Genomic DNA, 22,981 nt, shown 5'->3' on the forward strand with positions numbered 1-22,981 from the left:
TGCCTCTCAGTTCGCCGAGGGCGGGCCGGCGGGCAGCGTGCCGTAAAGCTTCGGCAGCGCGTCGACGAGTTCTTCGGCACGCACCGCGCCCCCGCTGGCAGCACGGTACTCGGCGCTCGGAGTCCAGCCCTGCAACCGCTGGACCCGGTCGCCGTCGATGCGGAAGATCTGACCAGTCAGCCACCCAGCCTCGTCGGAGGCAAGGTAGACGACGACACCGGACGCGTTCGCCGGATCCCGGGGGTCAAACCCGTCACCCGTGCCCGCCTGGCCGAGCGGGATCGCCGCGGTCATCCGGGTCGCCGCCAGGGGCGAGATCGCGTTGACCGTGACGCCGTAGCGACGCAACTCCATCGCCGCGATCGTGGTGAGGGACACGATGCCGGCCTTGGCAGCACCGTAGTTCGCCTGGCCGGGAGTACCGAACAGGCCGGTACCGGAGGTGGTGTTGATGATCCTTCCGGTGACCTTCTCGCCCCGTTTGGCCGCCGCGCGCCAGTGGGCCGCGGCGTGCCGGGTCAGCGCGAAGGTTCCCTTGAGATGTACCGCGATGACTGCGTCGAAGTCCTGTTCGCTCATCGCGGCGATCGTCCTGTCCCGGATGATGCCGGCGTTGTTCACGACGACGTCCAGCCGCCCGAACTGTTCGACCGTCCGCTCGACGAGTTGCTCGGTCGCGGTGAAATCGGACACCGAGCAGTGATCGGCGATCGCGGTGCCACCGGCCTTGACGATCTCGGCGGCCACCTCCTCCGCAGGGGAGTCCCCGGTCGCCTCCCCGTGAAGTCCGGAGCCGAGATCGTTGACGACGACGGTCGCGCCGGCGCCGGCCAACGCCAGGCAGTGCGCCCGGCCGAGCCCGCGGCCACCTCCGGTGACGATCGCCACCTTGCCATCCAGTAGTCCCACGCGCCACCTCTCAGATACAGCTAAATTAATATGCTTGAAGGACGATATCCTGGCCCGAGGTACCCGCGCATCCCGATCCGGACGACGCGTCGCGAGACGAACTGGAACAGCGACGAAGGGAAACGATGAAGATCGACGCTTCTCTCCCCAAGGACATCGACGTCACCCAGATCGACGCGCGCGCGATCGAGGCCGCCGGTTACGACGGCCTCTGGGTCGAGGAGACCCGGCACGATCCGTTCCTGCAGGTGCTGGAGGCTTTGCAGGCGACCGAGAGCGTCACGGTGGGCACCTCCATCGCGGTCGCCTTCGCCCGCACCCCGATGACGATGGCCGGCGTCGCCTACGACCTGGCTCGGCACGCCCGTGGCCGGTTCGTGCTCGGGCTCGGCTCCCAGGTGCGCCCGCACGTGGAGAAGCGGTTCTCCATGCCCTGGTCGAGCCCGGCGGCGAGGATGCGGGAGTTCATCCTCGCGCTCCGGGCGATCTGGACCGCCTGGCAGGAGGAGAGCAGGCTCGACTTCCACGGCAACTTCTACGCCCACACGCTCATGACACCCTTCTTCTCGCCGCCGCCTCACCCGGCCGGGCCGCCGCCCGTCTACCTGGCGGGCGTCGGGGTGCGGATGACGGAGGTGGCCGGGGAGGTCGCCGACGGCTTCTTCGTTCACCCGCTCACCACCCGCCGGTACCTCGACGAGGTGACACTGCCCGCCCTGGCCCGGGGCCGGGCCCGGGCGGGCCTGACAATGGACGGCTTCGCGGTCGTCGGCCCATCGTTCGTGGCCGTCGGCCGGGACGAGCGGGAGCTCGAGGCCGCGGTCACCGCGACGAGGAGGCAGATCGCCTTCTACGCGTCAACCCCGGTCTACCGGCCCGTGCTGGAGCTGCACGGGTGGGGTGGTCTCCAGTCCGAGCTGACCCGACTATCGAAGGAGGGACGCTGGGAGGAGATGGGCGGCCTTGTCGACGACGACATGCTCAACACCGTCGCGCTCGTCGGCGAGCCGGCGAAGGTGGGAGCGGAACTCGTCGCCAAGCTCGGCGACGTCCAGACCAGGACCACCTTCTACCCGGCCTACGACGCCGATCCGGCCCTGATCTCCGAGCTCCTCGCGCACACACGCGAACGCTGACCGGGGTCCTGCGCCTTCACCGTCCGCTGCGCCTCCCCGCGGGATCACCGGTCACCGAAACGGGCATCTCCCGGTGACCGGTGGCGCTCAGCGGCCGTGACCCCGCACGGGGATCAGTCGCGGCCGCGGATCAGCCGGACGGGGTTGTAGGTCAGGACGATCTCGTCACGCTGGTTGCGCACCGTGTTACGAGTGGTCACCACACCCCGGTTGCCACGGCTTGCCGGTCGTGACTGCGTCACCTCGACCACGACGGTGATCGTGTCCCCGACGTAGACCGGGGCGCTGATCGACAGGTCCGACTGCATGAACGCCATGCCGGTGCCGTGCAGGACGTTCGTCTGCAGGACCAAGCCCTCGGCGTAAGAGAAGACCATCATGCCCGGGACGAGGCGGCCGGTGTAGCCCGCGGTAGCGGCGTGCTCCGCGTCCATGAACAGCGGCTCGATGACGCCGACCAGCTGACGGAACATCACCAGGTCCGTCTCGCTGATGGTGCGCGCCGGCGTGCGGAACACCGAGCCGACCACCATCTCCTCGTAGGTCTGCCCAACGACGAGGGGCGGGATCGGCGCGACTGTCACGTTCTCCATGTCTGCTCCATCTCAGGTTGGGTAACTGGCGATCGTCGACGCCCCACCGCGCACGGTGGGCGCCGGACAGGCCGGAGGACGCCTCCGGCGGGCGGCCAGGCACGGCTCGAGCCGACCCGCCACCACCCCGCCCGGCAGGCGGAGCAGGCGAGGCACCAGCCGCTCATGCTGTCCCCGCGCGCGGACGACGAGCTATGATGGGCCATCATCTAAATTTATACGCTATATAGAAGGTCGACGGGGCCACCCCTCACCGTCCCGCACGGTGGGCGAGCAGGTGGATCAAGACGCGGGGCCACCCCGCCCGCAACCTGCGGCCCGCACGGCCTGATCGCCTGGACGAAGCCATCAAGGCGCTTCATTCCAGGCGTGCCAGGCCCGGCGAACAACGAAACAGACAACGAAACAGACAACGAAACGGCATCCAGTGGCGCGGATCGAGTCGCGTGGTGCGCCACCAGTAACGAAGGGATCTGCCCTGATGGGTGCGTTGGACGGACGGGTCGCGATCATCACCGGAGCCGGCAGGGGGATAGGCCGGGAGCATGCCCTGCTGTTCGCCAGCGAGGGTGCCGAGGTCGTGGTCAACGACCTCGGCGGGGCATCCGACGGCGCGGGGGCCGACGCCACACCCGCCCAGCAGGTGGTGGACGAGATCCGAGCCGCCGGCGGGACCGCGATCGCCAACGGCGACGACGTGACGGACAGCGAGGGCGCACAGCACCTCGTGCAGGCGGCGCTGGACGCTTTCGGCGAGCTGCACGTCCTGGTCAACAACGCGGGCATCCTGCGGGATCGGACGCTGGTCAACATGTCCGACGAGGAGTGGGACAGTGTGACCCGGGTGCATCTGCGGGGGCATTTCATGCCACTACGAGCCGCCGGCCGCTATTGGCGGGAGGCGCACAAGGCCGGTCGGTCCCTACGGCCGTCGGTCATCAACACCGCCTCCACCTCGGGGCTGTTCGGCAATGTCGGCCAGGGGAACTACGGCGCAGCCAAATCCGGCATCGCCTCCCTCACCACCATCGCCCAGCTTGAGATGGAGCGGTTCGGCGTGCGTCTCAACGCCATCTGCCCCGCGGCGCGGACCCGTCTCACCGAGAACCTTCTGGCAGACACCACGACGGCCGAGTTCGACGTCGAGGACCCGGCGAACATCTCGCCGTTCGTCGCCTATCTTGCCACCGAGGACTGCCCACTCGCAGGCAGGACGTTCTACGTACACGGCGGCTCGGTCTCCCTGTTTCACCCCTGGGCGATCGTCGACACCATCGAAGCCGGTCGCCGGTGGACGATCGAGGAGCTGGCCAAGGAGGCCCCCCGGCTCGGCGAGGTTCCCTTCAAGCTCGGCATCCCGTGGGAGTGAACCACCCCGTCCGGCTCGCCGGAGATACCAGCGCGCGTTTCGCGCCGCCGTTCCGCCCGGCGAACTCCCCCACTCCAGCACGCCTCGCGCCCACAAAGGAAAATGAATGTCGACCACCAGACCGTACACGGCCAGCGATCGGCTGATCATCGAGCGCCGGGATGACATCGCGGTGCTGACTTTGAACCGGCCCACACACCTCAATTCGTTCGACCCTGCGCTGCACGATGACTTCCCCCGGATCATCGCCGAGATCGACGATGATCCGGGCGTCCGCGCCCTCGTGCTCACCGGGGCCGGAAAGGCCTTCTGCGCCGGCGGTAACACCGATGATTTCATCCGCCACGCAAACGACTTCCAGTCACGGCGCCGCGCCATGCGCGATGCTCGGCGTCTCGTCGATGCGATGCTGGGGATCAGCGTGCCGGTCATCGCCGCCGTGAACGGTCCGGCCGTGGGTCTCGGGTGCACGCTCGCGACCCTGTGCGACATGGTCTTCATCGCCGACCACACGTATCTCGCGGACCCGCACGTGACAGTAGGACTCGTCGCCGGCGACGGGAGTGCGATCACCTGGCCTCTGTTCACGAGCCTTCTTCGGGCCAAGGAATATCTGCTCACCGGGGAGCGGATTCACGCGGCCAGGGCGGTCGAGTTCGGGCTGGCCAACCACGCGGTCCCGTCCGGAGATCTTCTGGACCGGGCGATCGACTTCGCCCGGAAGATAGCCGCCCTGCCACCGCAGGCGGTCCAGGACACGAAGAACGTCCTGAACCAGCACCTGCGCGCGGCGGCCGTCACCAGCCTGGGAATGGGTCTGGCCGCCGAGAGCCAGTCCCACGACACCACGGAGTACAGGGCCATCGCGGACAGGTTCTCACGGGGCTGAGGGCTCCGCGGGCGTACAGGGACCGGCCGCGTCGCGTGGCCCCAGGTGGTCCGCGTCCCCGAGAAGCCTCCTACTCAGATACGAATAGCGTTCCACGAGATCGTCCACGGCGATCTCCCCATCCTCCCGGTACCATTCCACGACCGAGCCGCAGGCAGCCTCGATGACACGACGCGCGTCATCGGGATAAGGAGTCGTAAATATGCCCGAGGCGACCCCTCGCCTCACGACCTCGGCGAACATCGAACTTGCCCGCTTCACCGTCAGGCGTCGGCCGATGGTGAGGAAATCCTCCCCTACGAGGGGAATCTGCTGCCTGAGAAGCAGGACACGATCCCGGTGCGAGATGTGGAACTCTATGGTCGAGCGGATGAGCGCGGCCAACTGGGCCTCCGGGCCGCGCGACCGGGCCACTGCATCCTCACAGACAGCGAAGTACCACTCGGTCGTCTCCCCCAGAATATCGTTCAGTAATCCTGACATATCAGGATAATGTTCACGGAGACTACCCTCAGAGATACCTGCGGCAGCAGCGATCTCCGACATATGAATATTTGCGAAACCTTTCCGCAGGAACATCGCGCAGCCTAAGTCTCGCGCGAGCCTTAGGCCCGGCGAGCGAGGGTCCAGGCCGATCCCTTCCATGTGGAATGAGGCTACTCCGGCCCATCATCTCGCTCAATTCGATCGGTGTAGCGCGTCCCGGCCCTCGTGTCAGCCCAGCAGGTCCAGGAGATCCCGCGCGCCGGGCCCGGTGCGGAAATGGTCACCCTGCTCTTCGAGATGCTGACGCCAGAGATACTGCGCGCCCTCCGGATCCCGTCCTTCGAGATAGTCGATCAGCTTGGCGTGGGCCCGCTGCCCCTTCAGCGCTGCCCGCCGCTGCGCGGGAAGCGACGCCTCCGCCGCCACATAGGTCTTGTTGGCCAGGTCCACAACGTGGCGGAGCATGCCCGCCAGCACCGTCATGGTCTGGTTCCCCGTCAGTTCGACGACCCCTAGGTGGAACTTGGCCTGCGCTTCGACCAGTGCCATCGGGTCGTTCTTGACCTCCTCGGCAGCCTCGTGCAGATCTCGCAATCTGGCGATGTCCGCATCGGTACGCTTCCGCGCCAGCAACGCGGCGCACGGGGGCTCGATGAGCGCGCTCGCCGTGTAGACGTCACCGACGGTAGTACCGTGGTATTCCAGCACCAGGCCGGCGTAGCGGGCGGCGATGGCGTTGTCGGGAGCATGTACGCGCGCACCGCCGTGGGAGCCACGACGGATGCTGATCAGGGATTCCGCCTCGAGGACCCGGAAGGCCTCCCGCAGCGTCGGCCGCGAGACCCCGAACTGTGTCATCAGAGCGGACTCGGGGGGAAGCGACTCACCCTCCTGGAGCTCACCCTTGATGATCTGGCGTCGGAGACGGGCTGCGATCAGGTCCGCGGTCTTGGGAACGCGCACCTGATGGCTCACGAGGCCGTCGTCCACGTTCGGAGGCGCCGAACCGTTCCGGACCGTCACACGAACCTCCATCAACAAAATAGTATAGCTATCATACTTAATGATCTGGTTTGGCGGACGATCGCATCGCGCGACGCAAGATACTTTTCTGGCCAGTGGCCCCAGCCGGACAGCAGCGACGACCGGGCCACCCCTGCCCCCCGGTCATCGACCGATCGCGCAGTCGGTCTCCAGGCAGTGAACGACCTCGCGAGCCATCAGGAACCCGCCTTGGCCGATCCGCCGCGAGCCCGCTCCGGGCCTAGCTCGCCCCTACCCGGCGGACCCGAACCGATCCCAGAGCTCTCAAACAATCAGTCGTCATATTTAGATGATATTGACCAGGAGGTGCCGGTCCGTGGATCGGGACGGTCGCCGCCGGCGCCACCGTCCCGATCCACGGACCGGCCCACGAGCCCCCGCCGCAGACGATCAGCTCTCGGTGCCAGCCTGACCGGAGGGCGCCAGCATGAGCCCCGCCGCGGCATCGATGATCTCTTCGATCAGCGCCGAGGTACCCAGGCGCTCACCGTCGGGGTGACGCTCGTGTTCACCCAGGGTGGCGATCGCCATGCGCATCACGAGCCGGAACCTAAGACGGAACCGTTCGGGTGGGAGCTGGGGCAGGGCCGCGGCGAGTAGCGTCTGCGCCCGGCGGAAACTCGTGTCGACTTCCCCGCCGGCGTTGATGGACCGGCGGTCGCGGGCGTACTCGGCCTGCAGGCGAGCGAGGAAGCTGACGTAGTGGGTGTGACCCACCATCTCCGCCAGGGGAACCACGAGCGCCACGAGGAGGGCGTACACATCGGGGCACTCCCCCGCGGCCTCCAGAAGCTGCCTCCGCCGACGGTTCAGCGCTTGCGACCGGAATTCGAGGACCGCCCGCAGGAGCTCGGCCTTACTGCCGAAGTAGTACTGCGCGGCTCCGCTGTTACGCGACCCGGCCTCCACGGCGATCTCCCGTAGCGAGACCGCGTCGAGGCCATGCTCGGCGAACAGACGTTCGGCGGCGACCATCAATGACTCGCGGGTGTCCCGGCCGGCGCGGTACTCACCACGCCGTTTCCGGCCCTGAGTCTCGGACGTCGCCATGGTGCCAGTCTGCCCGTCCGGTCGGACCCGCGCTACGGCGCCCGTTGACAGCAATTCGCACACATGCTTTAAATTGGCTAGCCGCCGCGCCCCACCCCAGGCCGCGCCCGCGCTCATGCCCGCCCCTCCCGACGTGGCCCGGCTACGCGCGCCTCCCCTGCGACGTGAACACCCGTCGCCTTCGGGGGTTGGACGGTCCCTTCCACCAGATCGCCGAGGAGTCCCATGAACCCGCCCAGGATCATTTCCGTCGACGACCACATCCTCGAACCCGGCGACCTGTGGGCGGCCAGGTTGCCCGACCGGTTCAGGGACCGCGCGCCGCGGCTCGTCCGTCGGCGGGGCGCCTTCAAGGAGGGACCGCGCGGACCGTGGCAGGAGACCCCCGACGGCGAGTGGGCCGACATCTGGGAATACGAGGGATACCGGATGCCGATCATCCCCGGGTTCGCCGCGGCGGGGAAGGACCTGGATCAATTCGGCGAGCACTGGGACGCGATGCGCTACGAGGACATGCGGCCGGGCTGCCACGAGCAGGCAGCCCGGCTCGTGGACATGGATGCGAACCGGATGGAGGCGAGCCTCAGCTTTCCGACGTTCCCACGATTCTGCGGGCAGACCTTTCTGGAACGCGGGGAGCGTGAGCTATCGCTCGCCTGCCTCCGGGCCTACAACGACTGGATGATCGACGAGTGGTGCGGTGGCGCCGGGCGCGGCCGGCTGATCCCCCTGACCCTCATCCCGCTCTGGGACCCACACCTCGCGGCCGACGAGGTCCGCCGCTGCGCGGCCAAGGGCTCCTTCGCGGTCTGCTTCTCGGAGAACCCGACGAAGCTGGGCCTGCCGAGCATCCACACCACGCACTGGGACCCGTTCCTCGCCGCCTGCGCGGAAACCGGCACCGTGGTCAACCTCCACATAGGGTCGTCCTCGACCTTCCCGGTGACCTCAACGGACGCGCCCCGCGCGGTCTCACTCACCCTGACGTATCAGGGAGCGGCGCACGCGTTCGCGGACTGGCTGACCTCCGGAGTCCTCGAACGGTTCCCGACACTGAGAGTCGCGCTGAGCGAGGGCCAGGTCGGCTGGATGCCGTTCCTGCTCGAACGCCTCGACAGCATCTGGAACGAACGTCCCGCGTACGGCGACCTGACCGGCCGGCTGACGAAGCCGCCGAGCCACTACATCTCGGGCCGGGTCTACGGCTGCGTCTTCGACGACGTCGTCGGGCTCAGGCTCCGTGACCGGGTAGGTATGGAGCAGATCATGTTCGAGGTCGACTACCCGCACGGCGACTCGACCTGGCCCCGGACCGGCGAGGTCTTTGACAAGATCGTCTCCGAGGCGGGGCTGGACGACCGCGAGTCCTATCTGCTGGCCCGGGGAAACGCGATCGCCTGTTACGGGCTCGAACGCTTCGGCATCAACTCCTGAACCTCCTGGGCAGGTGACGAGTGCCTGTCGACGGATCGCGGGTACCGCCGCCAACGCGGCTACGGCCGACCTCCACCCACATACATCTAATTAATATGCTTATATGCGGCGAGGTGACGGATGCCGCCCGCGGTCCACGGGGACGAACCGTGGTCCGGGCAGGAAGGGACACGCGTGAGGATTGACACGACGCTGACCAAGGACATCGACGCCACCGAGACCGCGGCTCGCGGCCTCGAGCAGGCCGGGTACGACGGCCTGTGGGTGGGCGAGACCAGGCACGACCCCTTCCTGCAGGTCATGCAGGCTCTCCAGGCGACCGAGAGCATGACCGTCGGCACCGCCATCGCGATCGCGTTCGCGCGCACCCCGATGACCGTCGCCGGCGTGGCCTACGACCTCGCCCGGCATGCCCGGGGCCGATTCGTCCTCGGGCTCGGCTCGCAGGTCCGTCCGCACATCGAGAAACGCTTCTCGATGCCCTGGTCCCACCCGGCGCCCCGGATGCGGGAGTTCGTCCTGGCGCTGAGGGCCATCTGGGCATCGTGGCAGGACGGTTCGAAGCTCGACTTCCGCGGCGACTTCTACACACACACGCTGATGACTCCGTTCTTCGCCCCGCCTACTCACCCAGCCGGGCCTCCGCCCGTCTATCTGGCCGGGGTGGGGGTCGGCATGACGGAGGTCGCGGGCGAGGTCGCCGACGGCTTCTTCATCCATCCCTTCACCACCCGCCGCTACCTCGACGAGGTCACGCTGCCCGCGCTGCTGCGGGGCCGGGCGAGGAACGGCCAGACGTTGGAGGGCTTCGCCGTCGCCGGCCCGTCCTTCGTCGCCGTGGGCCGCGACGAAGCCGAGCTGGCCGAGGCGATCGCCGGCACGAAGAAGCAGATCGCCTTCTACGCGTCGACCCCCGCCTACCGGCCCGTGCTCGAGCTGCACGGATGGGGCGACGCCCAGCCCGAACTGACCCGCCTGTCCAAGCAGGGGCGGTGGGACGAGATGAGCGCCCTGATCGACGACGAGATGCTGCACACCTTCGCCGTCGTCGGTGAACCGGAGCGGGTCGGCACCGAGCTCACCGCCAAACTCGGCGGCATCGCCAGCCGGATCACCCTGTACGCGACGTACGAATCGGACCCGGCGCTGCTGCCCGCGCTGCTGCCGCACGTCCGCTGACCCTGCAGCGGAGCGGACACCACCGACGTGGCGGACGGGGTCCCGCCGCCCGGATCTCCCCACTCTCGTGCGGCCCGCGCAGACGAAGCAGGGGTGGGGTGTGGGCACTCAGCCTCCCGACACATGCAGATCACCTAATTATATGATTAATTAATCTGTATCAATCCGAGGTGGAGGACCCCATGGGCGCGGTTCTGATCAAAGGCGGAGTGCTCGTCGACGGCTCCGGCGCGCCGGAGCGGCCCGCGGATGTACGCGTCCGCGACGGCCTCATCGTCGAGGTCGGGCCGGATCTGCCCGCCGACGGCGAGCGCTTGGTGGACGCCTCCGGCGCGATCGTCGCACCCGGGTTCATCGACAACCACACGCATGTCGATCCGTCGCTGTGGTGGGACCCCTCCTGCGATCCGATGCCGCAGCACGGTGTGACAACGGTGCTGATGGGTAACTGCTCGCTGTCGCTCGCGCCGGTCCGGGCCGCCGACCGGCCGGAGGTGACCAGTCTCTTCTGCTACATCGAGGACCTGCCCGACGCCGCCTTCGACGCGGCCATCCCATGGACCTGGGAGTCCTGGCCCGACTACCGGCGAAGCGCGGGCGAGCGGCGGTTCGGGGTGAACACCACCGGCTTCGTCGGCCACACCCCGCTGCGGCTCTTCGTGATGGGCCGCAACGCCTGGGACCGCCCGGCCACGGAAGCCGAGCGCGCCGAGATGGCCCGAGTGCTCGACGAGAGCCTCGCCGCCGGGGCTCTCGGCCTGTCGACGTCCATGGGGTTCGACGAGGACCGTGACAAGCGTCCCGTCCCGAGCCGGCTCGCTGACGACGACGAGTATGGCGCGCTCTTCGACGTCCTCGCCGCCCATCGGCGGACCGTGCAGTTCATCCCCGACCAGAGCGGCGGACGCGGCATGCGGGCCGACGTGACTCGCATGGCCGGCCTGTGCCGGCCCCGCGGGCTGACCCACACCTGGATCGGTATCTTCCACGACACGAACCACCCGAACGCAGCGACGCGCAACCTCGACTTCGCGCTCGAGCTGCAGGAGCAGGGTGCGCGGACCCTCCCGCAGGTGTCCCCGCGCACCCTCGACATCCGCGTGAACTGGTCCGGCGGCATGTCGTGGTTCGCCCTGGCCGAGGGCTGGCACCGGGCTGTGCAGGCGCCGGCGGCCCAGATGCGGCAGCTGCTGGAGGACCCGACGTGGCGCGCGGTGGCCCGGGAGGAGTGGGACCGTGTCCCCCGGACGATGATCCCGCACCGGTACCCGGAACGGCTGCGGTTCGTCGAGGTCCGTCGGCCCGAGCTGGAGCGGTGGGTCGGCTCGACGCTGGCGGATCTAGTCGCCGCGCGGCCCGGCCACCCCTCGGACGTGCTCGCCGACTGGGTCCTCGAGAACGATCTCGATCCCGGGCTCGTCGGCGTCGGCGTCGCCAACTCCGACCCCGACGGCGTCGCCGCCACCCTCACCCATCCCGCGGCACTGATCGGCAACAGTGACGCCGGCGCGCACCTGCAGATGATGTGCGCCACCGGCGACAGCACCCTGCTGCTCACCCAGCATGTACGCGACCGCGCGGACCTCTCGCTTCCAGCGGCAGTGCACGCGCTCACCGGCCGGCAGGCCGATGCCTTCGGCCTGCCCGGCCGGGGTCGGATCGTGCCCGGCGCCGCAGGGGATCTGACCGTGTTCGCGCTCGACGAGCTTGCCTGGGAGCCCGACGTGTTCGTCGACGACCTGCCGGCGGGAGGGGCCCGGCTGCGGCGCCCACCCGGCGGATTCCGTCAGACGATCGTCGCCGGGGAGGTCGTGCAGGAAGCCGGTCAGCTCACCGACAACCTGCCGGGGCGCTTCATCGCCGCGGGTGCGCCGCCCGAACGGACCTGATCGCGCCACCACATGCCGCCAGCTGGTGGGTGCGCCGACTTCCGTCGCTCCTGTCAGCGCACCCGCCAGCTGGCCTTTTGCAGGTTCGGTCAGCCTGCCAAACAGGCCGACCGAAGACCACCGCGTCTTCCTGGAGGCAGTCATGGAACTAACGAGAGGCATCGGCGTGGCGGGGCGCACGCCCAGGGTGCGCCCGTGATGTCCGGGCCGGCCCAACGCTGGGGAGCGGTTCCGATTCACGAGGCAGTCGGAATGCACGTCAACGCCGCCGGGCCGGGCCGCGCGTCGGTCCGGCTGTCCGGCTCGCGGACCGTCGGAGACCCGGGCGGGCGGATGACGGCGGGTGCCCTCGGCATCGTCGCGGATGCCTGCTGCGGCATGGTGGGCGCGGCCGCGCTGCCGGTCTCCGACACCGTCGTCACAGTGCAGATGCGCCTGGAGTACGCCGGCCCGCGGCCGCTGCTGCCGGGCGCGGTGACCGGCCAGGCCTGGCTGGAGGCCGCTGCCGAGGACAGCGCCCTGCTGCGCGGGGCGCTGGTCGACGACGAGTCCCGCCTGGTGGCCGTGTGTTCGATGCGGATGCTCGGGGTGCCCAAACGGTCAGCCGTCCCGTCGGCTCGCAGCCCGTCGCCAGGCGAGTACGTGGCGGGTGTTCCGGCCCGGCCGGATCCCGCAGCGTCCTTCGCGTCGTCGGCTCCCCCGGTGCCAGCTCTCCGGTCGTCGTCTCCCCACGAGCTCGTGGGCGTCACGGACTGMCATGTCGGTGGCGGCGTCGCGACGTTCAGGCTATGCCCCGACCCACAGGTCGCCAACAGCTACCAGGCGCTTCATGGCGGGGCGGTTGCGCTGATCGCGCAGCTTACCGCCTCGGCCGTGCAGCTCGACACGGTCGGTGACCACGCGATCGTTGAGCCGTTCGACCTGGCCGTCAACTATCTGCGCGGCGTTCCGATCGACGGGACGCCGCTGGTCAGCACCGCCACGATGTCGCACAGCGGCCGACGGTTCGTGGTCGCCGAGGGCGAGCTTCGGCGCTCGGACGGACGGCCCGCGGCCCGGTTCTCCTGCGGCGCCCAAGTCCACACGGCTCGATGAGGGCCACAGCCGCCAGGAAGATCTAGATGAGAGGTCTCCCATGCCTTTACTCCGCCGCGACCTGACGATCGACGTCACGGCCGCAATGCCGAAGGACGTGTCGGATCAGGTCACCATGACGGCGACCCTGGTCTGCGACCCGGAGCGCCTCCCCGCTGATCCCACAGTCATTGTCGCGATCCCCGGCGGCACCTACCACCGGCGCTACTGGGACCTGCAGCCCTCAGGGCGCGCCGGCTACAGCAAGGCCGAGTGGTTCTCCCGCCGGGGCGCGGTGTTCGTCGCCTGCGATTACCTGGGCGGCGGTGACAGCACCCGCCCGGCCGACGGGGATTTCATGACTCTCGAGGTCTGCGCGGACGCGGCGCACGTCGTCCACGAGCATCTCCGCGCCGGCCTGGCCGAGGGCTCGCTCGTCGACGGGCTGCCGCCACTGCCCGCAGCGACGCACCTCGGCATCGGCCAGTCACTCGGGGGCTTCATCACGCTCATCCAACAGGGGAAGTACCGGGACTATCCCGCCATCGGTGTCTTCGGGGCGTCGCCGCTGACCATCAGCAACATTCCCGAGCACCGGGAGCTGAGTGGACTGTCGACCGAGGAACGCCGCCGGGCTCTTCTCGAGGACAACGCCAAGACCGCTGGAGTCGACGAGCTCCCGCCTTACCACACCGCCCCGCGGGAGCTCTACCGCGGTGTCTTCCATGTGCTGGACGTCCCGGCGGACGTCTTCCAGTACGACGTGGACGAGTGCATGTCCCTGATCTCGCGGATCTCCGGGATCGACGGCATGACCCCGGGCTACAGCCAGCCGTTCGCAGACGAGATCGACGTGCCGGTCTTCCTCGCGTTCGGGGACTCCGATGTCTCGCGGAACCCGCACACCGAGCCGACCGCCTATCCGAGATCCCGCGACGTCACGGTCGTGACGGTGCCCCGGATGGCCCACATGCACAACTTCGCCGACACCCGCGAGGAGCTGTGGCGGCGCTTCGCCGGCTGGCTCGCCGAAGTGACCGGGCGGCCCGAGCGGACCTGAACCGGCCCTCCCCCAGAACAGACGGGTCCGTGCGGCGAGAAACCTCCTCCTCGTCGCGCGGGCCCGTCGCCGGTTACCCAACAGGATCGCCCCGGCGAACCGGTGCCGAGCGCCGGGTGCAGAGATGGCACGGTGCGGCACGACGCCGACGCGCCGATCAGGCCGCCAGACCGCCGGGACGCCGCCGGAGCAGGCCCTCCTGCGCCAGCGTCGCCACCAGCACGCCGGATTGGTCGAACACCCTGCCCTGGGTCATCGCCCGGCCGGACCCCGTCCAGGGGCTCGTCTGCTCGTAGAACAGCCAGTCGTCGGCCTTGAACGGTTCGTGGAACCAGACCGCGTGACTCAGGGTCGTCCCGGTGATGCTGCCGCCGGCCAGCGCGAGCCCATGCGGCAGCAGCGCGGAGCTGAGCAGGAACAGATCCGACGCATAGGTCAACGCCGCCGCGTGCAGAAGCGGATCCTCGCCCAGTGGCTCACAGCAGCGCAGCCACACGCCCAGTCGGGGGGGCTGTGGCCCGCGACGGACGGCGAGCGGCGGTGGTTCGGAGAGAAACCGGATGTCGACCGGATGACTGCCGAGAAAGGCCCGCTTCCACTCGTCCAGTTCGGGGCCCGCAGACTCGAACCAGCTCTCCGCCGCTTCCAGTGCCTCCGGGCCGGGCACCTTCGGCATGGCCAGCTGATGCGTCAGCCCGCTCTCCCCGGTGTGGAAGGCCGCCTCCATGCTCAGCAGGACGATGCCGTTCTGCGTCGCCCGGCAGGTGCGCGAGCTGAAGCTGCGGCCGTCCCGCACCCGGTCGACCTCGTGCCCGATGGGAACCGCGGCCTGGCCCGGGCGCAGGAACGTCGCGTAGAGGCTGTTGGGCCGGCGGTCCGCGCCGACGGTGCGGCCCGAGGCCACGAGAGCCTGCGCCACCACCAGACCACCGAAGATCCGGGTTCCCACCTGGCCGGGGCCGCCAAGTCCCTCGAACCGGTCCCGGCCCAGCGGCTCCAGGCCCAGCAGCTCGCGCAGGCGGTCAGGCGACGTGGTGGCCAGAACGCACCTCACCGGTTACGCCAGAAATTAGCTTACTCATATTATTAATTATGCTCTCAAGGCCACCCGGGCACCACCGATGCGACCACCGCCGACGGCCCACGCGGCCCGCCCGGCCAGGGCTAGGCGACCTCAGGCGACCGGACGCGGAAACGGCTGCCGGGGCGCGCCCAGGACCTGCGCGGCGTCGAAGTCCACCGCCAGAGGCGGGAAGACCGGTGGCCGCCGCTCCCGGAAGCTGGCCACCCCCTCGGTCAGCTCCGGCCTGGCGTTCATGTGCGCCATCGCGGCGTAGGAACGCCGCAGGCCCTCGTTGAAGCCGACATCAAGATCCGCGTAGATCTGCTCGCGGATCACCGCCAGCGCCGCGGGCGCGCAGTTCGCCGCGATGTCACGCGCATACGTGAGCGCGTCGGCCAGCGACTCGCCGGGCTCGCTGAGCCGGCTGACCAGGCCGATCCGGTGCGCCTCCTCGGCCTCGAAGGTGCGGGCGGAGAGGAGGAGGTCGAGCGTGAGCTCGACCCCGACCAGCCGGGCCAGGACCCACGCCAGGTTGTACTCCGCGGACAGCCCGCGACGGGCGAACGCGGTGGAGAAACGGGCACCGCGCACGGCGAAGCGCACGTCGCACTGCAAGGCCTGCACCAGCCCGATGCCGGCGCACGCACCGTTGATCGCCGCGATCAGCGGCTTCGGGAACAAGCGGGGGGTGTACTGCGGCCGGCGGTCAGCGAGCCGCAGTCCACCTGTGGCGACCGCGCCGAGCCTCGACATCGCCAGCCCGGGGCAGAAGGAGCGCCCCGCACCCGTCAACACCGCAACCCGCACCCTCGGGTTCACCGCGGCGGTGTCAAGGACGGCGAAGTACGCATTCTCCATGTCCGGCGACCAGCCGTTGCGGTTCTCGGGGTCGTCGAGCGTGATTGTCGCCACACCGTGGTCGTCAACCTCGCACCTCACGAGCTCGGCACCGCCAGTCACGCGACCTCCCCAACAGAGATGGAAAAATTAGTAAAATCATTGTACCTTATGAAGTGGAGGCTCTCGATCCGGTCGGACGGGAGACACAAGGAGGCCAACCGTGGGACGCATCTTCGACTGCGACCAGCACATGTACGAGACTGCCGACGCGTTCACCCGCCACATTCCGGCCGAGTGGGCGGATCGGACGGTGAAGCCGGTGACCCTGCACAACGGCCGGGACGGCATCCTCATGGGAGAACGTCTACTGGTCGCCGTGGAGGCGGAGTTCCACAAGGCGTACAAGCCCGGCTCCCTCAAGGAGATGCTCAGGCAGATGAGCACCGGGGCGCCCGCGGAGACCTACATGTTCGAGGACATGCGGGCCGAGTACCAGAACCGCGACGCGCGACTGGCCGAGATGGACGCGCAGGGCCTGGACGCCACGATCATGTACCCGGGCAGTTGGGGCCTGATGGCCGAGGCGCACATGCCCAAGCCGGACATGCTGTTCGCCAACCTCCACTCGTTCAACCTCTATATGAACGAGGAGTGGGGCTTCGCGTACCGCGACCGGATCTTCGCCCCGGCGACCCTGTCGCTGCGCGACCTCAACCTCGCCGTGRCCGAGCTCGACTTCGTGCTCAACGAGGGTGCCCGCTTCATCCTGCTGCCGACCGGCCCGGCCTACGGCCGCAGCCCCGGTGACCCGTACTTCGACCCCTTCTGGGAGCGGGTCAACGAGGCGAAGGCGACCGTCTGCTTCCACATCACCGAGAACTACTACAACGCCGAGCTCGCGCCGGCCTGGGGCCACGACCCCGATCCCATCCACTTCCGGATGTCGGCCTGGCAGTGGCAGCACACCTACGGCGAGCGCCCGGTGATGGAGACGGTCTCCGCGCTCATCTTCGACAACCTCTTCGGCCGCTACCCGAACATCCAGCTCCTCGCCAGCGAGTTCGGCGCGTCCTGGGTGCCGCACTTCGTCTCGCACATGGACAAGAGCCGCGGGATGGGCCGCAACGGCCCGTGGCTCGGCGGCCAGCTCACCGAGCGGCCGAGCCAGGTCTTCCGCAACCATGTCCGCGTGGTGCCCTACCCGGAGGACGACCCGGTGGCGATCATCCGCCAGCTGGGCTTCCACGAGAGCATCGTCATGGGCTCCGACTGGCCGCACGCCGAGGGGCTCGCCGAGCCCGCGGACTTCCGCAAACTGCTCGACGGCCTGGCGGAGAACGTCAAGGACGACATCATGTACGACGTCGGAGCCTCGCTCGTGGCGCAGTGAACGGCCGGGGCCGCCGCGACGCCGCGACGGCCCCGGCCATCCGCTGGCGCTCCCGGACGCACGCCAGTGGTCCCCTCCGGATGTCATCCGGAGGGGACCACTGGCCGTCACTACCCTCCCCTGCGAACCGTCGTCACACCGCGGACCGACTCACACCGCGAACCGCTCAGGACCGATCGGCGGCTGGTCCTCGGGTAGTCCCTCGAAACGCGGAGCCCGTCGCTCCCGGAAGGACGCCACGCCCTCCCGGTAGTCCGGCAGCCCGCGCGCCTCGACGAGGAACTTGTCCGCTCTGGTCCGGGCCTGCTCCAGGTCCGCGGTGGCGTCGTACGCGAGCTGCTGCTTCACCATGGCCACCGCCCGCGGCGAGCAGCTACGCGCCACCTCGCCGGCCCAGGCCAACGCCGTGGGTAGCAGCTCCGCCGGCTCTACACACCGATTGACCAGACCCAGACGAGCCGCCTCGTCACCGCGCACCACCCTGCAGGACATCAGTAGGTCGGCCGCGTGCCCGGCCCCGACGAGCCGCGGCAGCAGCCAGCTCACCGCGTCCTCGGCCGGCAGACCCAACCGGGTGAACGACGGCGTCCACTTCGACCGCGCCGTGGTGAACCGGACGTCCGCCATCAGGGCCTGCACGAACCCGATGCCCGCGCATGCACCGTCCACGGCGGCCACGACCGGCTTGGGCACGGTCCGCACGTGCGTCTGGGGACGCCGCACCGGGCGCTGGTAGTTCGGGTCCGTCGAACCCTGCTTCAGCACCTGCATGTCCATGCCCGGGCAGAACGTGCCACCGGCGCCGGTCACCACGATCACTCGGACATCCGGATCCTGGGCCGCCTCGTCCAGCAGACCGAAGTAGCGCTCCTCCATGTCGTAGCCCCAGGCGTTGTGCCGGCCCGGCCGGTTCAGGGTCAGCAGCAGCACGCCGTCATCGCCCAGCTCCCGCAGGACGGTCTCCGGCGGTACGTCGCCCAGTTGCCCCGACGTCTGTGCGCTCACGATGACCGCCCGCCCTCAGCGAGAGAGGATCGTGACGGCCGACGCTCCCGGGGCTCCGTACAAATGGGTGTAGCCGACCCTCGGGTCACCACCCACCTGCCGATCGCCGGCGCGCCCCTGCAACTGCAGGACGATCTCGTAGATCTGCCGCAGGCCGGAGGCTCCGATCGGCTCGCCGTTGGCGATCAGGCCGCCGTCGGTGTTGACCGGCAGCCGACCGGTCAGCTCCGTGGCGCCCTCGGCGACCCACTTCTCCTGCTCGCCGTCCGCGCAGAAGCCGTTCTCGGCCATGTGGATCACCTCGGAGCCGGCGTCGGTGTCCTGAAGCTGGGCGACGTCGACATCCTCCGGGCCGATCCCCGCGATCTCGTACGCCGCCCGCGACGCCTGCACGGTCGGGCTCGGAGCCGACCGCAGCGGCAGCGAAGGGCTCTGTACCTCGAAGGCACCGGCCAGCCGGCTGCGCAGCTCGGCGGCGCGGACGAAGACCGGGGTACTCGTGAAACGGTGCGCCAGATCCGCACGGCACAGCAGAACAGCGGCGCCGCCCTCGTCCGGCCCGCAGTACATGTAGCGGGTGAGTGGGTAGTTGACCACCTCGGAGGCGAGCACGTCCGCAGGCGAGATCCGCTTACGCCGCCAGGCCTGCGGGTTGAGCGCACCGTTCGCGAAGTTCTTCGCCGCAACCCGGGCGAGGGTTTCCCGGGTGACCCCGTGGTCGTGCATGTAACGGTTGATCTTGGTGCCGAAGAAGTGCGTAGTGAGGAACATGCCCGTCCGGCCGTACCACTCCGGCAGGCCGACCGTCGCCGGGTCGCCGGCGAACGCACCGCGGGGATGCTTGTCCATCCCGATCGCCATGGCCACGTCCGCCTCGCCGTGCCGGATGGCCTGGGCGGCCATCTGCAGCGACGTCCCGCCGGTGGCGCAGCCGTTGAACACCGCCCGCACGGGGATACCGGTGAGGCCGAGCAGACCGACCACCGCGTCCGGGTTGGAGACCTCGTAGCTGCCGACGAAGGCCGCCTGCACGTCCGACCACTGGGCACCGGCGTCCGCCAGCGCCGAGCGGGCGGCGTCCGCGCCCATCTCCAGGCACATCTTTCCGTCGTACCGGCCGAACGGGAACAGACCCACTCCGGCGATCGCGACGTCCGTGCCACTCATTCCGCACTCTCCCCTGTGCCACCGGACGCCGCAGCGCCCGCCGGTCCCTGCGCGCCGGCCACCGGCGCGAACGCGAACGTGAGGATCTCGGTGCCGTCCGGCCTCGTGGTGTAGGGGACGACCATCAGTTCCATCTCCTGGCCGATCCGCAGCCGCTCCGGATCGGCCTCGGTCAGTCGGGCCTGCACCAGGAGCTCGCCGGGTAGCTCCACATAGCCAATCGCGTACGACCGGAACGACTCAGCCGTGTCGTCGCCGTCGTACGGCGGGGACGGGGGCCGGAACTGCTGGGTGGTGAAGCTCCACAGCGTTCCGGTGCGGCCGAGTAGACGCTGAGTCTCGCCCGGCCGGGGAGGAAACGAGATCACCCCCTCATGCTCGGAGCCGATCAACTGGGGTGCGTCGGACGGCCAGGTGAACAAACCCTCCGCCACAGGAAGTCGCTGCGCCACCCCTGAATCATAACAAATAGTTAGCTAAATAAAAGCCTCGGATCCCTGGACGGCAGCAGGGCTCTCGGCTCACTTTCGAGCCAGGAGCCCTGGTGGTGGCCCCGGATTCAGCCGGTGGGATGGCGTTCCACGGGCGGGACGGCGCCGTGCCGGTGGGAGGCGTCTGCCGGTGAGACAGTTCAGGCGCTTGGCTCGGAGCCGACCACACTCACGAACGAGACGCACTCACCCGGCCGTCCCCCGAGGTTGTGGGTCAGCGCGAGCGTGCGGCCCTGGCCCACCGAGGCGATCCGGCGCTCCGGCGGCGCTTCGCCCCGCAGCTGCAGCCAGCACTCGAACATCATCCGCAGGCCACTCGCCCCGATCGGGTGCCCAAACGCCTTCAGTCCGCCGTCCGGGTTAACCGGCAGTTCCCCGCCCAGCTCGTAGGTTCCCGCGAGAACCTCCTTCCAACCGAAGCCGCGCTCGGCGAAGCCCAGGTCCTCCATCAGGACCAGCTCGGTCGGTGTGAAGCAGTCGTGCACCTCCGCCATCGCCAGCTCCCGGCGGGGGTCGACCACCCCGGCCTGCCGGTAGGCGTCCTGCGCGCTCGCGACCACCTCGGGGAAGGTGGTGTAGTCGTACGACGGGTCGCTGGTGCCGGTCGCCGGACCAGCGACGAACGACAGGCCCTTCACGTAGATCGGCCGGTCGGTGTAGCGGTGGGCGTCCTCCGCCCGCACGACGATCGCGGCCGCGCTGCCGTCGGAGACCCCACTGCAGTCGAAGACCCCCAGCGCCCCGGCGATGAGCGGTGCGTCGCAGACGGTCTGGCGGCTCACCTCCTTGCGGAACTGCGCCCGCGGGTTRCGCGCCCCGTTGAAATGGTTCTTCGCCGCGATCCGGGCCAGGACGTCCTTCAGCTCGGCGGCGTCGACGCCGTACCGCCGGGCGTAGGCGGGCGCGAGCAGGCTGAACGCCGCCGGGGCGGTCAGCTCACTGCCGGTCCCGTCACCGGGCACCGGGGTGGCTACCAGACCCGAGAAGCCCGAGTCCTTCAGCTTCTCCACACCGATCGCCATCGCCATGTCGTACGCCCCGGAGGCCACCGCGTAGCAGGCGTTGCGCAGCGCCTCCGAACCGGTGGCGCAGTAGTTCTCCAGCCGCGTCACCGGCTTGTTGTCGAGCCGCAGAGCCCGGGACAGCGTCAGCCCGCTGGTACCGGAGCCCATCGTGCCGAGCCAGTAGGCGTCGATGTCGTCCCTGGTGACCCCGGCAGACTTCATCGCCGCCTGCGAGGACTCCACCAGCAGGTCGGAGACCCCCTTGTCCCAGTGCTCACCGAACGCCGTACAGCCCATCCCGACGATCGCGACGCGATCACGAATCCCTGTGGACGCCATTGCTCAACGCTCCTTCGCACTACGGACCGGGCGGGCCTTCCAGAAATAGTTGTGGATCCCGTTGCCGGCAGTGAAGATCCGCCGGAAGGTCATCTCCACCCGCTGGCCGATCGCCACCTCACCGGTGCTGTCGGTCAGCTCGCAGTCGGTGCGGCCACCGCCGTCGAAGTCGATGACGAGGCCGACCAGCGGCGGGCTCGGCGTGTAGGCCAGGCGGTCCACCGTGAACGTGGCGACGGTGGCGGGGACGTCCGCCAGCGCCACCGGAGTGGACTCGTCCAGCGCGCCGCACTTCTTGCAGACCCTGGCAGGGGGGAGCTGGACGTCCCCGCACACCTTGCACTTCGCCGCGGTGAAGCCGAACTTCCACGCCGAGGAACGCGCCGAGGGCGGCGCTGCGGGAGCGGCGGGGTCCGGGCGGCGCGGCGGCTCCCGGTCGAGGAAACCCTTCCAGCTCAGGAAGGTCGGGTATGACAGCGAGCTGTTGCCCGCGGCCACCTGGTCTGCGACGCTCAGCGCCGGCCGGCCGGCAGCGAGCGCCGCGGTCGCCCGCCAGATCGTCACGGTCGCGCCATCCGCGAGCACGACCAGCGCGATCGTCTGGCCGGGCTCGGCCCGGTCGAGGACGTCGGCCAGCACGACACCGGGCTGCGCGGTGCCCGGGTTTCCGATCAGGTCGCCGAGGTCGGGAGTGAGGACGCCGGCACGGGCACCGCACCGCGCGCCGAACGCGCGCACCGCCCGGGCGTGCGTGCCCACGACAATCACGTGATCAAGCTGGTCGGGGGTGAGGTCGGCGTCCTTGACCGCCGCGGCGAACGCCTCCTGAGCGAGCGGTACGTACTCCTGCTCGCCGAATCGCTCCTCCCAGACCCGCGACGCCGGCGCCCCGGGCACCCGCCAGCGATCGAGGAACTCGGCGGTGGCACCCGCCTGCGCGACGAGCTCGGCGAGCACCGGGGCGGTCGGCGAGTCCGCGCCAACGAGAAGGGCGGCGGCGGCGTCCCCGCCGACCGACTCGTCAGCCCCCCCGGGGAGCCCGGTGCGGGTGTCCGAGAGGACCACCAGCCCGCGCGCGCCGCCCGCGGCGGCTGCGGTCGCCGTGAGAAGTGCCCCCACGCCGCTGCGGACCGCCCCGCCGAAGTCCACGGCGAGCACGTCGGCACCGAGCCCGAGCGCAGCGTGCACGGCTGTCGCGTTGGTCTTGTCGACGTACGCGGGCGCCGTCGTACTGAAGTAGACGGCCGAGGGTGCGACCGCACGCCCGCGAAGCGCCGCACGGGCCGCCTCGACGCCGAGCGTCGTCGTGTCCTCGTCACAGGAGGCGACAGCCCTGGCCCCCCTGCCGCCACCCGAGCCCAGCGCCCCAGCGATCGCGGAGCGCTCCAGCCGCCAGTACGGCACGTACGCCCCGTAGCCGATGATCCCTACCGACCGCGCCACGCGACCTCCTCAAAGACGTCCCAACATCGTGTAATAATACAGCTAATTAAAACGAATCTGGATGGCGACACAGGAGGAGTCAGACATGCGAGACGTCCGTGATCAGAACCTCGCCGTGGGCTTCCCC

21 protein-coding genes are annotated in these 22,981 nt (G+C 69.4%); 9 read left to right on the forward strand and 12 right to left on the reverse strand.

From position 1 onward, the window contains the following. Positions 1–6: 6 nt before the first annotated feature. The gene (locus CcI49_RS29005) at positions 7–909 is read right to left on the reverse strand and encodes an SDR family NAD(P)-dependent oxidoreductase (RefSeq protein ID WP_083749783.1); all 903 of its coding nucleotides are present in this window, start codon (positions 907–909) and stop codon (positions 7–9) included. Positions 910–1,034: 125 nt separating this feature from the next. On the opposite strand from CcI49_RS29005, the gene CcI49_RS29010 reads away from it, so the two are divergent. Next, the gene (locus tag CcI49_RS29010; RefSeq protein ID WP_076831504.1) at positions 1,035–2,045 is read left to right on the forward strand and encodes a TIGR03617 family F420-dependent LLM class oxidoreductase; all 1,011 of its coding nucleotides are present in this window, start codon (positions 1,035–1,037) and stop codon (positions 2,043–2,045) included. Between the two features lie 113 nt (positions 2,046–2,158). Here CcI49_RS29010 and CcI49_RS29015 read toward each other — a convergent pair whose 3' ends face one another. After that, complete coding sequence (locus CcI49_RS29015) at positions 2,159–2,638, reverse strand: MaoC/PaaZ C-terminal domain-containing protein (protein ID WP_076831507.1); 480 nt, start codon at positions 2,636–2,638, stop codon at positions 2,159–2,161. A 481-nt stretch (positions 2,639–3,119) separates the two neighbouring features. Between CcI49_RS29015 and CcI49_RS29020 the strand changes: the two genes are divergently transcribed. Together CcI49_RS29020 and CcI49_RS29025 are read left to right on the forward strand one after the other, a co-directional pair. Continuing rightward, positions 3,120–4,007: an SDR family oxidoreductase gene (locus tag CcI49_RS29020; RefSeq protein ID WP_076831510.1), complete on the forward strand. Its 888-nt coding sequence runs from the start codon at positions 3,120–3,122 to the stop codon at positions 4,005–4,007. Positions 4,008–4,113: 106 nt separating this feature from the next. Further along, positions 4,114–4,896, forward strand: coding sequence for an enoyl-CoA hydratase/isomerase family protein (locus CcI49_RS29025; protein WP_076831513.1), 783 nt, complete (start codon positions 4,114–4,116; stop codon positions 4,894–4,896). Here the strand turns inward: CcI49_RS29025 and CcI49_RS29030 are convergent. The 3 genes from CcI49_RS29030 to CcI49_RS29040 form a co-directional block, all read right to left on the reverse strand. After that, complete coding sequence (locus tag CcI49_RS29030) at positions 4,885–5,541, reverse strand: TetR family transcriptional regulator (RefSeq protein WP_076831516.1); 657 nt, start codon at positions 5,539–5,541, stop codon at positions 4,885–4,887. The genes CcI49_RS29025 and CcI49_RS29030 overlap by 12 nt on opposite strands. 69 nt (positions 5,542–5,610) lie before the next feature. Beyond that, positions 5,611–6,405, reverse strand: a complete 795-nt coding sequence (locus CcI49_RS29035) for a FadR/GntR family transcriptional regulator (protein ID WP_241840289.1) — start codon at positions 6,403–6,405, stop codon at positions 5,611–5,613. Between the two features lie 411 nt (positions 6,406–6,816). Beyond that, the gene (locus CcI49_RS29040; protein WP_076831519.1) at positions 6,817–7,476 is read right to left on the reverse strand and encodes a TetR/AcrR family transcriptional regulator; all 660 of its coding nucleotides are present in this window, start codon (positions 7,474–7,476) and stop codon (positions 6,817–6,819) included. 225 nt (positions 7,477–7,701) lie between these two features. On the opposite strand from CcI49_RS29040, the gene CcI49_RS29045 reads away from it, so the two are divergent. The 5 genes from CcI49_RS29045 to CcI49_RS29065 all read left to right on the forward strand — a co-directional run bounded on the left by CcI49_RS29045 (position 7,702) and on the right by CcI49_RS29065 (position 14,112). Continuing rightward, positions 7,702–8,910 (forward strand): amidohydrolase family protein, encoded by a 1,209-nt coding sequence (locus CcI49_RS29045; protein WP_076831523.1) that lies wholly within the window; start codon positions 7,702–7,704, stop codon positions 8,908–8,910. A 174-nt stretch (positions 8,911–9,084) separates the two neighbouring features. Further along, positions 9,085–10,089: a TIGR03617 family F420-dependent LLM class oxidoreductase gene (locus tag CcI49_RS29050; protein WP_076831847.1), complete on the forward strand. Its 1,005-nt coding sequence runs from the start codon at positions 9,085–9,087 to the stop codon at positions 10,087–10,089. A gap of 182 nt (positions 10,090–10,271) precedes the next feature. Further along, positions 10,272–11,978: an amidohydrolase family protein gene (locus CcI49_RS29055; RefSeq protein ID WP_076831851.1), complete on the forward strand. Its 1,707-nt coding sequence runs from the start codon at positions 10,272–10,274 to the stop codon at positions 11,976–11,978. Positions 11,979–12,230: 252 nt separating this feature from the next. Then, positions 12,231–13,073, forward strand: a complete 843-nt coding sequence (locus CcI49_RS29060; RefSeq protein ID WP_076831526.1) for a PaaI family thioesterase — start codon at positions 12,231–12,233, stop codon at positions 13,071–13,073. 40 nt (positions 13,074–13,113) lie between these two features. Beyond that, positions 13,114–14,112, forward strand: coding sequence for a hypothetical protein (locus tag CcI49_RS29065; protein ID WP_076831530.1), 999 nt, complete (start codon positions 13,114–13,116; stop codon positions 14,110–14,112). Positions 14,113–14,269: 157 nt separating this feature from the next. On the opposite strand, the gene CcI49_RS29070 is transcribed toward CcI49_RS29065, so the two are convergent. Continuing rightward, complete coding sequence (locus CcI49_RS29070; RefSeq protein WP_083749787.1) at positions 14,270–15,166, reverse strand: acyl-CoA thioesterase II; 897 nt, start codon at positions 15,164–15,166, stop codon at positions 14,270–14,272. Positions 15,167–15,286: 120 nt separating this feature from the next. Next, entirely contained in the window at positions 15,287–16,087 is an 801-nt protein-coding gene (locus tag CcI49_RS29075; RefSeq protein ID WP_241840290.1) for an enoyl-CoA hydratase-related protein, read from the reverse strand. 178 nt (positions 16,088–16,265) lie between these two features. On the opposite strand from CcI49_RS29075, the gene CcI49_RS29080 reads away from it, so the two are divergent. Then, a complete protein-coding gene (locus CcI49_RS29080) occupies positions 16,266–17,405 on the forward strand; it encodes an amidohydrolase family protein (RefSeq protein ID WP_076831858.1) in 1,140 nt (379 codons plus the stop codon). 150 nt (positions 17,406–17,555) lie between these two features. Here the strand turns inward: CcI49_RS29080 and CcI49_RS29085 are convergent, their stop codons facing one another. The 5 genes from CcI49_RS29085 to CcI49_RS29105 form a co-directional block, all read right to left on the reverse strand. After that, positions 17,556–18,410: an enoyl-CoA hydratase-related protein gene (locus CcI49_RS29085; protein ID WP_241840291.1), complete on the reverse strand. Its 855-nt coding sequence runs from the start codon at positions 18,408–18,410 to the stop codon at positions 17,556–17,558. Positions 18,411–18,425: 15 nt separating this feature from the next. Then, positions 18,426–19,577: a thiolase family protein gene (locus CcI49_RS29090; RefSeq protein WP_076831536.1), complete on the reverse strand. Its 1,152-nt coding sequence runs from the start codon at positions 19,575–19,577 to the stop codon at positions 18,426–18,428. Further along, on the reverse strand, positions 19,574–20,011 hold the full coding sequence (locus CcI49_RS29095; protein WP_241840292.1) for an OB-fold domain-containing protein: 438 nt from the start codon (positions 20,009–20,011) through the stop codon (positions 19,574–19,576). The genes CcI49_RS29090 and CcI49_RS29095 overlap by 4 nt, the downstream gene beginning before the upstream one ends. A 197-nt stretch (positions 20,012–20,208) precedes the next feature. Next, positions 20,209–21,411, reverse strand: coding sequence for an acetyl-CoA acetyltransferase (locus tag CcI49_RS29100; RefSeq protein WP_076831542.1), 1,203 nt, complete (start codon positions 21,409–21,411; stop codon positions 20,209–20,211). 3 nt (positions 21,412–21,414) lie between these two features. After that, positions 21,415–22,854 carry an OB-fold domain-containing protein gene (locus CcI49_RS29105; protein ID WP_076831545.1) on the reverse strand — a complete coding sequence of 480 codons (1,440 nt, stop codon included), beginning with the start codon at positions 22,852–22,854 and terminating at the stop codon, positions 21,415–21,417. Positions 22,855–22,981 lie beyond the last annotated feature (127 nt).

Origin of the sequence: Frankia sp. CcI49, from assembly GCF_001983215.1 — a bacterium.
GTDB classification, from domain to species: Bacteria; Actinomycetota; Actinomycetes; order Frankiales; family Frankiaceae; genus Parafrankia; species Parafrankia irregularis.